This window comes from Corynebacterium afermentans subsp. afermentans (genome assembly GCF_030408355.1).
Taxonomy (GTDB): Bacteria; Actinomycetota; Actinomycetes; order Mycobacteriales; family Mycobacteriaceae; genus Corynebacterium; species Corynebacterium afermentans.
Map to the genome: position 1 here is coordinate 1518939 of NZ_CP046606.1, position 13579 is coordinate 1532517.

At 66.3% G+C, this 13579-nt stretch carries 12 protein-coding genes; 6 read left to right on the plus strand and 6 right to left on the minus strand.

Going from position 1 to position 13579, the window contains the following annotated elements; translation table 11 throughout:
* Positions 1 to 4: 4 nt before the first annotated feature.
* Genes mutM through gdhA form a run of 5 tightly spaced genes read right to left on the minus strand, consistent with a single transcriptional unit; the run spans position 5 to position 4231 of the window.
* On the minus strand, positions 5 to 826 hold the full coding sequence (gene mutM, locus CAFEA_RS07275) for a bifunctional DNA-formamidopyrimidine glycosylase/DNA-(apurinic or apyrimidinic site) lyase (RefSeq protein WP_063938765.1): 822 nt from the start codon (positions 824 to 826) through the stop codon (positions 5 to 7).
* Positions 819 to 1583: a ribonuclease III gene (rnc, locus tag CAFEA_RS07280; RefSeq protein WP_063938766.1), complete on the minus strand. Its 765-nt coding sequence runs from the start codon at positions 1581 to 1583 to the stop codon at positions 819 to 821. Before rnc ends, mutM begins: the two co-directional genes overlap by 8 nt.
* On the minus strand, positions 1580 to 2116 hold the full coding sequence (locus CAFEA_RS07285) for a YceD family protein (protein WP_063938767.1): 537 nt from the start codon (positions 2114 to 2116) through the stop codon (positions 1580 to 1582). Before CAFEA_RS07285 ends, rnc begins: the two co-directional genes overlap by 4 nt.
* 19 nt (positions 2117 to 2135) lie before the next feature.
* Positions 2136 to 2858: a DivIVA domain-containing protein gene (locus CAFEA_RS07290; RefSeq protein ID WP_034998622.1), complete on the minus strand. Its 723-nt coding sequence runs from the start codon at positions 2856 to 2858 to the stop codon at positions 2136 to 2138.
* Positions 2859 to 2884: 26 nt separating this feature from the next.
* Positions 2885 to 4231 (minus strand): NADP-specific glutamate dehydrogenase, encoded by a 1347-nt coding sequence (gdhA, locus tag CAFEA_RS07295; protein ID WP_034998621.1) that lies wholly within the window; start codon positions 4229 to 4231, stop codon positions 2885 to 2887.
* Positions 4232 to 4331: 100 nt separating this feature from the next.
* Here gdhA and CAFEA_RS07300 point away from each other — a divergent pair, with 100 nt between their 5' ends.
* The gene (locus CAFEA_RS07300; protein ID WP_063938768.1) at positions 4332 to 5459 is read left to right on the plus strand and encodes a glycerate kinase family protein; all 1128 of its coding nucleotides are present in this window, start codon (positions 4332 to 4334) and stop codon (positions 5457 to 5459) included.
* On the opposite strand, the gene CAFEA_RS07305 is transcribed toward CAFEA_RS07300, so the two are convergent.
* On the minus strand, positions 5429 to 5818 hold the full coding sequence (locus CAFEA_RS07305) for a hypothetical protein (RefSeq protein ID WP_034998619.1): 390 nt from the start codon (positions 5816 to 5818) through the stop codon (positions 5429 to 5431). The two genes, CAFEA_RS07300 and CAFEA_RS07305, sit on opposite strands and share 31 nt — an antisense overlap.
* Positions 5819 to 5849: 31 nt before the next feature.
* Between CAFEA_RS07305 and CAFEA_RS07310 the strand changes: the two genes are divergently transcribed.
* Genes CAFEA_RS07310 through CAFEA_RS07330 form a run of 5 tightly spaced genes read left to right on the plus strand, consistent with a single transcriptional unit; the run spans position 5850 to position 13518 of the window.
* The gene (locus CAFEA_RS07310; RefSeq protein WP_253705023.1) at positions 5850 to 7190 is read left to right on the plus strand and encodes a DUF4921 family protein; all 1341 of its coding nucleotides are present in this window, start codon (positions 5850 to 5852) and stop codon (positions 7188 to 7190) included.
* A 3-nt stretch (positions 7191 to 7193) separates the two neighbouring features.
* Positions 7194 to 8447 carry an amidohydrolase gene (locus tag CAFEA_RS07315; protein ID WP_063938769.1) on the plus strand — a complete coding sequence of 418 codons (1254 nt, stop codon included), beginning with the start codon at positions 7194 to 7196 and terminating at the stop codon, positions 8445 to 8447.
* Positions 8448 to 8499: 52 nt separating this feature from the next.
* Positions 8500 to 10884 (plus strand): glycogen/starch/alpha-glucan phosphorylase, encoded by a 2385-nt coding sequence (locus CAFEA_RS07320; RefSeq protein WP_034998615.1) that lies wholly within the window; start codon positions 8500 to 8502, stop codon positions 10882 to 10884.
* A 59-nt stretch (positions 10885 to 10943) separates the two neighbouring features.
* A complete protein-coding gene (locus tag CAFEA_RS07325) occupies positions 10944 to 12785 on the plus strand; it encodes a chorismate-binding protein (protein ID WP_063938770.1) in 1842 nt (613 codons plus the stop codon).
* A complete protein-coding gene (locus CAFEA_RS07330) occupies positions 12778 to 13518 on the plus strand; it encodes an aminotransferase class IV (protein WP_063938771.1) in 741 nt (246 codons plus the stop codon). The genes CAFEA_RS07325 and CAFEA_RS07330 overlap by 8 nt, the downstream gene beginning before the upstream one ends.
* Positions 13519 to 13579 lie beyond the last annotated feature (61 nt).

Here is a 13579-nt window from a genome sequence, read left to right on the forward strand (position 1 = left end):
CGCGCTACAACACCTGGCATGCCGGGCAGAAGTAGCTGGAGCGGCCGCCGACCGCAACGCGCTCGATCGGGGTGCCGCAGCGGGCGCAGGGTTTGCCCGCCTGCCCGTAGGCGTTGAGTGAGCGGGAGAAATACCCGGACGCGCCGTTGACGTTGACGTACAGCGCATCGAAGCTGGTGCCTCCCTGCTCCAGCGAGCGGGCCATCACTTCGCGCGAGGCATCCAGCGCTGCCTCCGCGTCGCGCTGACGCATGGTCTTCGCGCTGCGCCAGGGCTTCAGGCGCGCGGCCCACATCGCTTCGTCGGCGTAGATGGATCCGATGCCGCTGACCACCTCCTGGTTCAGCAAAACGTTCTTCAGCGGCGACCTTCGGCGCCGCATCGCACGGGCAGTCTCCCGGATGTCGAAGTCGGGCTCGAACGGGTCGGGGGCGATGTGGAGAGCGGGGTGCGGGATGCCGTGCACAAGCTGTGTGTACTGCCAGAACCCGAAAGTGCGCTGGTCCACAAAATCCAGCTCCACCTCCCCCACGTCCGCGCGGATGCGCAGGTGCGGCGAGGTGACGGTGCCATGGTTTGCCACGAGCATCTGCCCGCTCATGCGCAAGTGCACGAGCAGCGCCGCGCCGTCGCTGAGCGTGAACCACATGTATTTGCCGCGCCGGCCAGTGCCAGTAATCGTGAGCCCCGGCAGCGTGGTCTCCAAGTCCACGGTGTTGCCGCGCGCGGCGCGGGGGTGCAGCACCTCTACCCGCTGAAACGTGCGGCCGACTACGTGCTGGTCCAGCCCGCGGCGCACCACCTCAACTTCGGGCAGCTCAGGCATTGCCGCGAACGGCCTCCGCAGCGTGGTCGCGCAGGTACAGCACCGCTTGGTGGGCCGCCTCCTGCTCCGCCAGCTTCTTGTTCGGTCCGGTGCCGGTGCCGCGGGCGACGCCGCCCACCAGCGCCTGCGCCGTAAACGTCTGGTTGTGCTCGGGGCCTTCTGCCTCGGAGACGTACTCCGCCACCGGCAGCTTCAGCTCCGCCAGGCGCACCTGCAGGTCCGTCTTCCAGTCGTGGTGCTTCTTGTTGACGGTGGCGGTGCGGAGCTTTTCGTCGAAAAGCTTGAGTATCACATCGCGCGCCGGCTCGAAGCCGTGCTGCAGGTAAATCGCGCCGAAGATCGCCTCGGTGGTGTCCGCGAGGATCGACTCCTTCTCGCGGCCGCCGGTGAGCTCTTCGCCTTTGCCGATGAGCACGTGCGCACCCAGGTCGATGTCCCGGGCGATGTCGGCCAGGCCGTAGCGCGAGACGATCGCCGCGCGCATCGGCGATAGGTCCGACTCCGGGCGCGAGGGGTACAGCTCGAACAGCTTGGTGGCCACAGACAGGCCCAGCACGGCGTCGCCGACGAACTCCAAGCGCTCGTTGTTGGGCAGGTGCCCGTGCTCGTTGGCGAAGGAGCGGTGGGTCAGCGCGAGCTTCAAGCTCTCGCGCTCGATGTCCACGCCGAGGTGCGCAATGAGCGGGGCGTGGTCGACGGCGTCGAACGCCTGCTCCCAAAGCTCGTCCGCGTTGCCCTTCTTCTTCGAGCGGCTCACAGGAACTTCTCCAGGCCGGCCCAGCGCGGGTCGACCAGGTTATTTTCCTCGCCCTCGACCGCGTCCGGGGCCGGCACGTCCGTGTCGCCCTCGCACTCCGGTTCGCAGGTGGGGTTGAACGGCCAGCTCATGCCGGCCTCGTCCACGAACGCCTGCTCCAGGTCCACGGTGCCGTCGACAACCTGGCGGATCTCGTCGCCCGAGCCCTGGTCCTCGTCTTCCTCACTGTCGCCGGTGATGAAGTCGTCGGAGGCGGAAAACACCTCGGAGATGCGCAGCGTCTCTGTCGGGGTGAGTTCCTTCAGGCAGCGCACACACTGGCCCTCAAGCTGCGCCGTGGCGGTGGCATCCACCATCACTCCGGAGCCCAGCGGGACCAGCGTCGCCTCAATTTCAACCTCGCGCCCTTCAGGGATCGCAATCATCTCGGGGCCGATGCGCGCCGGGGACGGGCCCGTCTGCGTCACAGTCTCTGGTGTGCCGTCGCCGCCAAGGACGTCGCTGACGTCGAATACGAAAGGGTTGGTAGACATAACGGCAACAGACTACCCGTTAGAACTCGTCGCGGCGGCCGCGAGCCGCCGCACCTGCGGCACCGGCACCGCGGCGCAGCGCGGAACGGTCGGAGGAGACGGTCTGTAGCACGCCCCGCAGCCCGTCTTCGAACTCTGCGAGCTTGGAGTCGACGTAGTCGTCGCACTCGGAGCGCAGGCGGTTGGACTCGGCGGTTGCCTCGTCCACCAGACGGTGCGCCTCCTCGTCGGCGCGGCGCATGACCTCGGACTCGGAGATCAGGCGCTTCTGCTCCGCCAGGCCCTTGTCCACGGTGCGCTGGTACTCGACGTTGCCGGAATCGACAATGTTGTCGGCCTCGCGCTGGGCGTTGGTGACGGTCATCTCGGCCACGTTCTGCGCCTGGGTGACCATCATGTTGGATTCTTCTTCCGCGTCGGTGACCAGGTTGGTCGCGCGCGCCTGCGCGTCAGAGAGCATCGACTCGGACTCGGAGTGCGCGTCGGAGACGATGCGGCGGGCATCCTCCTCGGCGTCGCCGACGAGCATGTCGGCGCGGTCCTGCGCCCCGCGCAGGATCTCGTCCTGCTTGTCCAGCACGTCCTGCGCATCGTCCAAGTCGACGGGCAGGGCGTTTCGGAGGTCGTCGAGAAGCCCGAGCATCTCGTTGCGGGGAACCATGCAATTAGAGGTCATAGGCACGCCGTAGGCCTGCTCCAGGGTTTGAACTAGCTCATCCAGGGCTTCAAAAACGCGGTACATGGTGCCTAAGCGTACCCGCTAGAGCGCTAAATCACGCCCTGAGCAAGCATCGCGTCGGCCACCTTTTTAAAACCGGCGATATTTGCGCCGATGACGTAGTCGCCAGCGCGGTCGTATTCCTCGGCGGTGCCCTTGGCCACCTTGAAAATGTTGGACATGATCTTTTGCAGGCGGTCGTCCGTGTAACCGAAGGACCAGGAGTCGCGCGAGGCGTTCTGCTGCATCTCCAAAGCGGAGGTGGCTACACCGCCGGCGTTAGCGGCCTTACCTGGGCCGAAGCAGACGCCGCGCTCACGAAAGACCTCGATCGCCTCGGCGGTAGACGGCATGTTCGCTCCCTCGGCGACGTAGCGCACACCATTGTCGACCAGGGTGCGCGCGTGGTCGCCACCCAGCTCGTTTTGCGTCGCGCACGGCAGCGCCACATCGGCCTCGAGGTCCCAGATGGAGCCGTCGGCGTGGAAGGTCGCGCCGGTGGTTTCCTCCGCGTACTCGGACACGCGCCCACGGCGCTTCTCCTTGATGTCCTGGACAAGCTCGATATCCACGCCATTGGGGGTCTCCACCCAGCCGGAGGAATCGGAGAAGCCGACAACGGTCGCGCCGAGTTCCTGCGCCTTCTGCATGGCGTAGATGGCAACATTGCCGGAGCCGGAGACGATCACCTTTGCGCCGTCGATGGATTCGTTGTTTGCCTTCATCATCTCGTTGGTGAAGTACACGCAGCCGTAGCCGGTGGCCTCTTTACGCACCAGTGAGCCGCCCCAGGTCAGCCCCTTGCCGGTGAGCACACCCGATTCGTGCTGGTCCACCAGGCGGCGGTACTGGCCAAACAGGTAGCCGATCTCACGGCCGCCCACGCCGATGTCGCCGGCGGGCACGTCGCGGTACTCGCCAATGTGGCGCCACAGCTCAGTCATGAAGGACTGGCAAAAGCGCATGATTTCCCCGTCGGAGCGGCCCTTCGGGTCGAAGTCGGAGCCGCCCTTGCCGCCACCGATGGGCAGGCCGGTCAGGGAATTTTTGAAGATCTGCTCAAAGCCGAGGAACTTGATAATGCCCAGGTTCACGCTCGGGTGGAAGCGCAAGCCCCCCTTGTAGGGGCCGAGCGCGGAGTTGAACTGGACGCGGAAGCCGCGGTTGACGCGCACATTGTTGTCGTCGTCCAGCCAGGGCACGCGGAAGATGATCTGGCGCTCTGGCTCGCAGAGGCGCTCGATCAGCCCGTAATCCGCGTAGTGCGGGTCTTTGCCCAGCACGATCTTCAGCGAATCCAGCACATCGGCCACTGCCTGGTGGAACTCCGGTTCGCCCGCATTGCGCTCCAGCAGCTTCTGGTAGTAGCCGGCAACTTCTTGATCAATCGCGCTCATTGGGCGTGGCCTCCGATATCTATAGCTATGCAGAATTGCGTACCGGACAAACTTTACAACACCGTTAGGCCGCTCGTCGCCGGCAGCTAGAATCTCCCCCATGGTTTCTCCGCTCGACGCAGTTCCCTCGCCCAAAATCGTTGTCGCTCCGGATTCGTTCAAGTCCACCGCAACAGCCGCCGAGGCCGCAGAATGGCTAGCCGAAGGCGTGCGCTCCGTCATCCGCGACGCGCACATCGTGCTCACCCCCATGGCGGACGGCGGCGAAGGAACCTCATCGCTGTTCGAGGGCGAGCGCATTTGCTTGCCGACGACTACCGCGGCCGGCCGCCTCACCGAAGCGGAGTACACCTTCCACGCCCCGAGCAAAACCGCCTACATCGACGTCGCTGCCGCCTCGGGTTTGCCTGCGGTGGACGAGCCGGTGCCGCTGACGGGCGACACGTACGGCACCGGCGTGCTCATCGCGGACGCGCAAACCCGCGGCGCTGAGCGCATCGTGCTGGGCCTCGGGGGCACCGCAACGATCGACGGTGGCACCGGCATCCTTGTCGCCCTCGGCGTCAACCCCCTGGACCAGGCCGGCTACCAGCTCAAGCCCGGCGGCGGCGCGTTAGAGCAGCTGGCTCACCTCGACACCGCGAAGGTCAACGTCCCCGCTGGCGCCGTGGAGTGGGTCCTGCTCACGGACACCACCGCGCCCGCCACCGGCCCGCAGGGCGCAGTGCACGTGTTCGGCCCGCAGAAGGGCGCAACTAGAGACAACGTCGAGGTGCTCGACCGGGGTCTGGCGCGTCTGTGCGAGGTCGCGGACGTGGACCCGGCAACCCCAGGCTTGGGCGCAGCGGGAGGCGTGGGCATCGGCATCACGTGGCTGTCCACCATGCTCCACGGGGACTCATCCCACGTGCACATCCTGCCCGGCGCGCGCGTGGTGGCGGACTCCAACGGGCTCGCGGAGCAGGTCGCAGACGCCGCGCTTGCAATCACCGGCGAGGGCCGCTTCGACGGGCAGACCGGCACCGGCAAGGTCGCCTCCGTCGTTGGCGAACTGGCCCGCGAGGCCGGCGCGGCGTTCGCGGTCGCCGCGGGGCGTTTCGACGAGCAGCCGGACGAAGGCACCATTGCGGTGACGCTGTCGGAGACTGACAGCGTGCGCGAGCAGCTCACCCAGGCCGGCGCGGAGATCGCCGTGGCCTACCTGAACACCTCCACGGTCCAGGGGTAGATCGACGGGGCCTCGAAGCGGTCCTGGTCCTCCAGCATCACCGGGTCGCGCGGCAGGTCCACCTTCGGTGTGAGGATGCGCGACAGGCCCATGGCGAGGCGGTTGAGGCTGTCCGCACCCTCGGGCGTGATGCTGTAGCGAAACACTTCTGCTTCCGCGGGGTCTTCGCCCCGGTCCCGCTCGTAGGTTTCAGCCAGCTGCGCGCGCACGGAGTCGTCGATAAGCACCTGCTCCATGTCCACCGTTGCCGCGGTGAGCTTCCCCCGGTGCACGAGGATGTCGAGTGCGCGCTGGAAGACCTCTTTGACCTCGCCGGCGACGGTGGGTGGGACGAGGACGTCGAATTGGATCACAGACATGTGCTCAAGGCTAACCGGTATGGTTGCGTGCATGTCTAACCCCGCCATGAACCCAGCGCACTCGTACCACGTGGCGCTGCGGACCATGGCGGACGGGACTTTAAAGCAGGTCAATCCGTTCTCCGGCACGGAGGTGTGGACGGTTCCAGGCCGCGGCAACAGGCCCCTCACCGCCACAGGCGCCCCACCTGAGCCCTTGGGTCCCGGCGCGCACACGGACACCTGCAATTTCTGCGAAGCGCGCAAACTGCGCACCCCGCCGGAGAAGTCGCGGCTGGTCGCCGACGGCGAGGGGTTTGCCATCCTGCGCGACGCCATGCCCGACGAGTTAGACAACACAGTCGCGGAGTTTCGGCGGGTGCCCAACCTGTTCGAGATCGTCTCCTACGACTACTGGCAGAAAAACTACGGCTACGAAATGCCCGTGGCGCGCCGCAGCCACATGGAGCGCTACCTGGCGGACCCCGCCGGGCGCGAGCATGTGCTGGAGATCGTGCGGACGCGGCTGGCCGCGGCCGGCCAGGATCCCGACAAGCCGGAAGACGAGCTGCTTGAGCTGGCCCCGGCCTACTTCGGCGGCGGCCACGACGTGATCATCGGCCGGCGCCACTTTGCCGATGGTGCAACGCGCACCGACCAGCTCGCCGGCTCCGGGTCGCTGACCCCGGAGGAGCACTACCGCTTCATCGCGTTCACCGTGGATTCGCTGCGCGACCTGGTGGAGCAGCACACCTACGCCCGCTACGTGGTGGTGTTCCAAAACTGGCTCTCGCCCGCCGGCGCCTCGTTCGAGCACCTGCACAAGCAGCTGGTGGCCATCGACGAGCGCGGCGTCAACGCCGAGACCGAAACGGCGAAGCTGCGCCAGAATTTGAACCTGTACAACGACTGGGGTGTCAACCACGCGTTTTACCAAAACCTGGTCATCGCGGAGAACGACCACGCCATCCTCACCGCCGGCGTGGGCCACCGCTACCCCACCATGACGGTGTACTCGAAGTCCCGCGCCAGCGAGCCGTGGGAGCACACGGACGAGGAGGTCCGCGCGGTCTCCGACCTGCTGCACGCAGCGCACGCCGCCACCGGCGGGCAGGTAGCCACAAACGAGGAGTGGCACTACCGCCCCGTGGACCTGGACGTGCCCATGCCGTGGCGTATCAACGTGAAATGGCGCATTTCCACCCTCGCCGGCTTCGAGGGCGGCACGCAGATTTACGTGAACACGCTGTCGCCGTTTGATATGCGCGATCGCGCCACGGCTGCACTTCGCACCTTGCGTAGCGACGGACACGTGGCCCCCTCCCTGCGCATAGCCGAGGAATGCACCCCGGCGCCCAATCTATTGCGATATAACCCAAATTTGGAGAGATGAATTTTGAGTAATATTTCCGAGATTTTGCGCTCCTACTCCGTGGACGAGGTGTGGCAGCGCCGCCTCTACGAACTGCTGCACGCCAACCCGGAGCTGTCCATGCAGGAGGAGGAAACCTACAGCCGCCTGATGATGGGGCTGTCGCGCTTCGACTGCGAGGTCATCGCCCCCATCGGCAAGTTCGGCATCTGCGCCGTCTTCGAAAATGGCGAGGGCCCGACCGTGATGCACCGCGCGGATTTCGACGGCTTGCCGGTGACCGAGCAGACCGGCGCGCCGTACGCATCCCACACGGTGGCCAAGACTGCCGACGGGCAGACCGTGGGCACCATGCACGCCTGCGGCCACGACATCCACACCACCGCACTGCTGAGCATGTGCGACTTTTTGGACAACACCCGCGAGCAGTGGTCCGGCACCTTTATCGCTTTGTTCCAGCCCGGCGAGGAGATCGGCGCCGGCGCCCAGGACATGGCCGACGGCGGCCTGACCGAGAAGGTGCCCGCCCCGGACGTGGTCTTCGGCCAACACGTCATGCCGGGCCGCGCCGGAGAGGTGATGTCCAAGCCGGGCCCGCAGTTCGCCGCCTGCGACTCCATCCGCATCAAAATCCCGGGCCGCGCCGCTCACGGCTCCATGCCGCACAACGCCATCGACCCCACCTACACCGCGGCGATGATCATTGCCCGCCTGCAGGCGATCGTGGGCCGCGAGGTAGACCCGGCGGACTTCGCCGTGGTCACCGTGGCCAGCATGCACGCCGGCACCACCAACAACATCATCCCGGGTGAGGCCGAGCTGGTGCTCAACTGCCGCTTCTACTCCGACCGGGTCAAGGCGAAGGTTTACTCCGCCATCAAGCGCGTGGTCCACGCCGAGGTGCTGGCCTCCGGCTCGCTGGAACAGGCCATGATCTCCTTTTTCGCCCACGGCGAGCTGCTGGACAACGACGAGGAAGTGTTCACCCGCGTGCGCGGGCAGTTCGACGGCGTCTTCGGCGACGCCTCCGTCACTGCCGACCCGAAGACCGTCTCCGAGGACTTCCCCGTCATCGGCCAGGCCTACGGCGCGCCGTACTTCTTCTGGCTCGTCGGGTGCACACCCCACGACGTGTGGGACAAGGCCGTGGAAGAAGACCGCGTCGGCGAGGACGTGCCCGTCAACCACATGTCCACCTTCCTGCCGGAGTACGAACCCACCATCGACGCCTCCACCCGCGCGGGACTGACCGCCGCGCTGAGCTACCTGGCCAAGTAGCGCGGCCGCGGTCACCTGCACACACCCGGCAGCGCCGGTACGCTCGGGAGACATGACTGCATCTCAGCCAGCATTCGAGCAGACCGTCGAGGGCCACGTCCGTAGCTTCTCCGGCCGCGCGCCGCAGGACTCCACGGTGAAGAAGTTCTGGACGGGCCTGTCCGCCGCCACTGTCGAGCAGATCGCCGACAACTGGGCGAAAACCCGCAACACGTACAAGACCACCCGCCGTGCGGCGTACTTCTCGGCGGAGTTCCTGGAGGGTCGGGCGCTGCTGAATAACCTGACTAACCTTGGGCTCGTCGATAAGGCGAAAGCAATTGCGGAGGACAACGGCTTCGAGCTTTCAGACGTGCTGGAGGCCGAGCACGATGCCGCCCTGGGCAACGGCGGCCTGGGGCGCCTGGCCGCCTGCTTCCTCGATTCCGCCGCCGAGCAGGACTTCCCGCTGACCGGCTACGGCCTGCTCTACCGCTACGGGCTGTTCCGCCAGGAGTTCGAGGACGGCTTCCAGCGCGAGCACCCGGACGCGTGGAAGGAGTCGTTCTACCCCTTCATCATCCGCCGCGGCTCCGAGCAGCGCATTGTGAAGTTCGACGACATGCACGTGCGCGCCATCCCGTACGACATGCCGATCACCGGCTACGGCACGGACAACGTGGGCACGCTGCGCCTGTGGGACGCCTCCCCGATCGCCGAGTTCGACTACGACGCGTTCAACTCCCAGCGCTTCGCCGACGCGATCCTTGAGCGCGAGGCAGTCCACGACATCACGCGCGTGCTCTACCCCAACGACTCCACCTACGCCGGCAAGCTGCTTCGCGTTCGCCAGCAGTACTTCTTCTGCTCCGCATCGCTGCAGGAACTCATCGACGACTACATCGCCGCCCACGGCGACGACCTGCGCAACTTCCACAAATACAACTCCATCCAGCTCAACGACACCCACCCGGTGCTGGGCATCCCGGAGCTGATGCGCCTGCTAATGGACGAGCACGGCCTCGGATGGGACGACGCCTGGGAGGTGACAACTCACACGTTCGCCTACACCAACCACACGGTGCTGCAGGAGGCGCTGGAGACGTGGGAGGAGTCCATCTTCAAGCAGCTGTTCTGGCGCATTTGGGAGATCGTGGAGGAAATCGACCGCCGCTACCGCCTGGACATGGAGTCCCGCGGCGTGGACGCGGACACGGCGCACCACTACTCCCCGGTGCACGACGGGCGCGTGCACATGGCGTGGATCGCCTGCTACGCCTCCTACTCCGTCAACGGCGTGGCGGCGCTACACACGGAGATCATCAAACGCGACACGCTCGGCTTCTGGCACGGCCTTTACCCGGAGCGCTTCAACAGCAAAACCAACGGTGTCACGCCGCGCCGCTGGCTGCGCATGTGCAACCCCCGCCTGTCCGCACTGCTGGATCGCCTCGCCGGTTCCGACGAGTGGGTCACCGACCTGGACAAACTCAAGGAGCTTCGCCCGCTTATGGACGACCCAAAGGTGCTCAGCGAACTCCGCGACATCAAGTCGGCGAACAAGCGCGACTTCGCGGAGTGGATCGCCGCCCGCCAGGGTGTGGAGATCGACCCGGACTCCATCTTTGATACACAGATCAAGCGCCTGCACGAGTACAAGCGCCAGCTGATGAACGCGCTGTACATCCTGGATTTGTACTTCCGCATCACGGTCGACGGCGAGCAGGACGTGCCGAAGCGCACCTTCATCTTCGGCGCGAAGGCCGCCCCCGGCTACGTCACCGCCAAGGGCATCATCAAGCTCATCAACACCATCGCGGAGCTTGTGAACAACGACCCGGATGCCTCGAAGTACATCCACGTGGTGTTCGTGGAGAACTACAACGTCTCGCCTGCAGAGCAGATCATTCCCGCCACCGACGTCTCCGAGCAGATCTCCACCGCCGGCAAAGAAGCTTCGGGCACGTCGAACATGAAGTTCATGATGAACGGCGCGCTCACCCTGGGCACCATGGACGGCGCGAACGTGGAGATCGTCGACGCTGTCGGCGAGGACAACGCCTACATCTTCGGCGCCCGCGAGGAGGAGCTGCCGGAGCTGAAGGCGCACTACAACCCGCGCCAGGTGGCCGAACAGACCCCGGGACTTATGCGCGCCCTCGACGCGCTCGTGGACGGCACGTTGGACGACCGCGGCACCGGCGCCTTCCACGACATCCGCGCCTCGCTTCTGGAGGACAACGGCTACGGCGAGCAGGACGTCTACTACGTCCTCGGCGATTTCGCCGCCTACCGCGAGGCCCGCGACCGCATGGCCGCGGACTACTACGCCGACCCGGACGGGTGGGCGCGCAAGTGCTGGATCAACATCTGCGAGTCCGGCCGCTTCTCCTCCGACCGCACGATCCGCGACTACGCCGAGGATGTGTGGAAGATCGAGCCCACCCCGATCAGCTAACTAGTCGCGCACCATGCGCTTCAAGGTGACGCTGTCACCCTCTATACGATCACGGCACAATGATTCTGCTCGTTGACAATTACGACTCATATACATTCAACCTCGCCCACCTGGTCGCGCAGGCCGCCGGCCACGAGCCCCTGGTGGTCCCCGCGGGCGAGCCCGCTGACCTTCCTCAGCGTGTGCGCGCCGGCGAGTTCAGCCACGTTGTCATCTCCCCCGGCCCCGGCACCCCGGAACGCGAGGAGGACTTCGGCGCGTCCCGGCGCGTCATCGAGGCAGCCGCCGACGCCGACATTCCGCTGCTCGGCGTGTGCTTGGGCCACCAGGGCTTGGCCATGCTGGCCGGTGCGGCCGTGACCCGCGCGCCTGAGCCGCGCCACGGGTTTGTCTCCACCGTCACCCATTCCGGCGAAGGCATCTTTGCCGGCATCCCGCAGGATTTTGAGGTGGTGCGCTACCACTCGCTTCACGTTGACAAGGTCCCCAGCATCACCGTCCACGCCCGCAGCGAGGACGGCGTCATCCAGGCGCTTAAGGTCGACGGGTTGAATCACTGGGGCGTGCAATTCCACCCCGAGTCGGTGCTCACCCAGCACGGCGCGGCGATCATGCGCAATTTTCTCGGCGGCTGGCGCCTGCTCCACCGCGAGGTGCCCGGCGTGCTCGACTGCCAGCGGGTATTCAACGCCATCAGGTGCGACGGCAACGACGCGTTCTTCCTCGACTCCGCCGACGCGCGCGGGCGTTTCTCCATCCTCGGCGACACCGCGGGAACGCTGTCGCGCTCCATGAGCTATTCGCTTGACGACGGCAACGTGCTCGACACCCTCGACGCCGAACTGTCCACCCCAGTTGTTGATGCGCCCGACCTGCCGTTTACCGGCGGGTGGATCGGGTACTTGGGCTACGAGTGCGCGCAGCTGACCATGCCGATCACGCTGCGCCACCACTCGCCCTACCCGGACGCGTACTTCGTGCGCCCGCAGTCATTCATCGTCTACGACCACCAGGCCGAAACCGCGCACCTGTGCGCCTTGGCGGGTGACGGCGATACCGGCTTGCTCGACCGGCTGGAGCAGGCATTGAAGGGGGCGGAGGGGGCCGGAGGGACGTCGATAGGCGAAGGCTCCTGGAGCAACCCGGACTACCTGGGCAGCATCGAGCGGGCGCAGGAGCTGCTGCGCGCGGGCGAGAGTTACGAGGTGTGCTTAACCGACACTTTCACCGCCGAAGCGACGGGCGATATCTACCCCAGCCTGCGCGAACACAACCCCGCGCCGTACGCCGCGCACCTGATCTTCGACGGCGTGGAGGTCGCCAGCGCCTCGCCCGAGCGGTTCCTCACCGTGCGCGGCCGCGAGGTGGAGGCCAAGCCGATCAAGGGCACCATCGCCGCCGACCAGGACCCCGCGCTGCTTGACGATGCCAAAACCCGCGCCGAAAACCTCATGATCGTGGACCTGCTCCGCAACGACCTCTCTCGCGTCTGCGACCCCGGCACCGTGCGCGTGCCCGGGCTGATGCAGGTGGAGTCGTACGCGACGGTGCACCAGTTGGTTTCCACCATCACCGGCCGCCTGTGTGAGGGCCGCACTGCCGTCGACGCGATTCGCGCGACGTTCCCGCCTGGCTCCATGACCGGCGCGCCGAAACTGCGCACCTGCGAAATCATCGACCGCTTAGAGACCTCCCCGCGCGGCGTCTACTCCGGCGCGCTGGGCTACTTCGGCTTCGACGGTCAGGCCGACTTGTCAGTGGTCATCCGCACCGCCGTGCGCGCAGGCAACAGTGTCACCGTGGGTGCGGGCGGCGCGATCGTGCTCGCCTCCGACCCCGATTCCGAACTCGTCGAGCGCAATCTCAAAGCCCAGTCCGTGCTGGGAGCATGGGATGCGTAGGTACGCCTGGCACGGCGACTTCGTCGAGTGCGACGTCCCCGACGGCCCCCTCGACGTCGCCGACTCTTGGCGCCACTCGAACGGCCGCACGAACGGGCTCGCGCTGCACCTGGAGCGTTTCGCCCGATCTGCTGGCCAGCTGCCCGAAGGATTCGTCGACGCAATGATGCCACTGCTGCGAGACGGCGAGCTGTTTCCCCGCATCGCGCTGTCGCAGGGGCTTTTGCTTCTCGACGTCCGCCCCGCCCCTCCCCCGCGCCCCACCACCTCACTGACCTACGCGCCTGCCCCGGACCCGCGCACCCGCCCCGAGGTGAAGGGGCCCGACTTCGCCGCATTTGCCGCATACCGTTCGCGGTACCAGGTGGAGGGGACGGACGACACGGTGATCGTCGATAGGCATGGCTCCATGCTGGAGACCACCACCGGCGCGCTGGTGATGTGGGACGGCGACACCCTGTGCGTTCCCGACGGAGTGTGGCTGCCGAGTATCACCCTGCACCAGGTTGTTTCGAGGGCTGAGCAGCTGGGCATGCGCGTGGAGCGGCGCCGGCTGTATCCCGACGCCGCCGCCGAGCACCCCCTGTGGTTCCTCAACTCTCTGCACGGCATCAGCCCGGTTCGCGAACTGCACGTCGGCGACACCGTGATCACTCCCCCGGCACACCCTTGTTTCGACGATTGGCGCGACTGGTGGTGGGGCGGCTTCACGGTCGAATGGCCCGGATGCTGAAAAAACTATGCAGCTGCATAGTGAGCGGGCCCACGGGGACTATGCAGCTGCATAGTCCCCA

Excerpts from the sequence above, each read along its gene's own strand:
- gdhA (WP_034998621.1), bottom strand. The coding sequence starts at position 4,231 with ATGAGCGCGATTGATCAAGAAGTTGCCGGCTACTACCAGAAGCTGCTG.
- CAFEA_RS07285 (WP_063938767.1), bottom strand. The coding sequence starts at position 2,116 with ATGTCTACCAACCCTTTCGTATTCGACGTCAGCGACGTCCTTGGCGGC.
- CAFEA_RS07290 (WP_034998622.1), bottom strand. The coding sequence starts at position 2,858 with ATGTACCGCGTTTTTGAAGCCCTGGATGAGCTAGTTCAAACCCTGGAG.
- CAFEA_RS07305 (WP_034998619.1), bottom strand. The coding sequence starts at position 5,818 with ATGTCTGTGATCCAATTCGACGTCCTCGTCCCACCCACCGTCGCCGGC.
- CAFEA_RS07300 (WP_063938768.1), top strand. The coding sequence starts at position 4,332 with ATGGTTTCTCCGCTCGACGCAGTTCCCTCGCCCAAAATCGTTGTCGCT.
- CAFEA_RS07320 (WP_034998615.1), top strand. The coding sequence starts at position 8,500 with ATGACTGCATCTCAGCCAGCATTCGAGCAGACCGTCGAGGGCCACGTC.
- CAFEA_RS07330 (WP_063938771.1), top strand. The coding sequence starts at position 12,778 with ATGCGTAGGTACGCCTGGCACGGCGACTTCGTCGAGTGCGACGTCCCC.
- CAFEA_RS07325 (WP_063938770.1), top strand. The coding sequence starts at position 10,944 with ATGATTCTGCTCGTTGACAATTACGACTCATATACATTCAACCTCGCC.
- CAFEA_RS07310 (WP_253705023.1), top strand. The coding sequence starts at position 5,850 with ATGTCTAACCCCGCCATGAACCCAGCGCACTCGTACCACGTGGCGCTG.
- mutM (WP_063938765.1), bottom strand. The coding sequence starts at position 826 with ATGCCTGAGCTGCCCGAAGTTGAGGTGGTGCGCCGCGGGCTGGACCAG.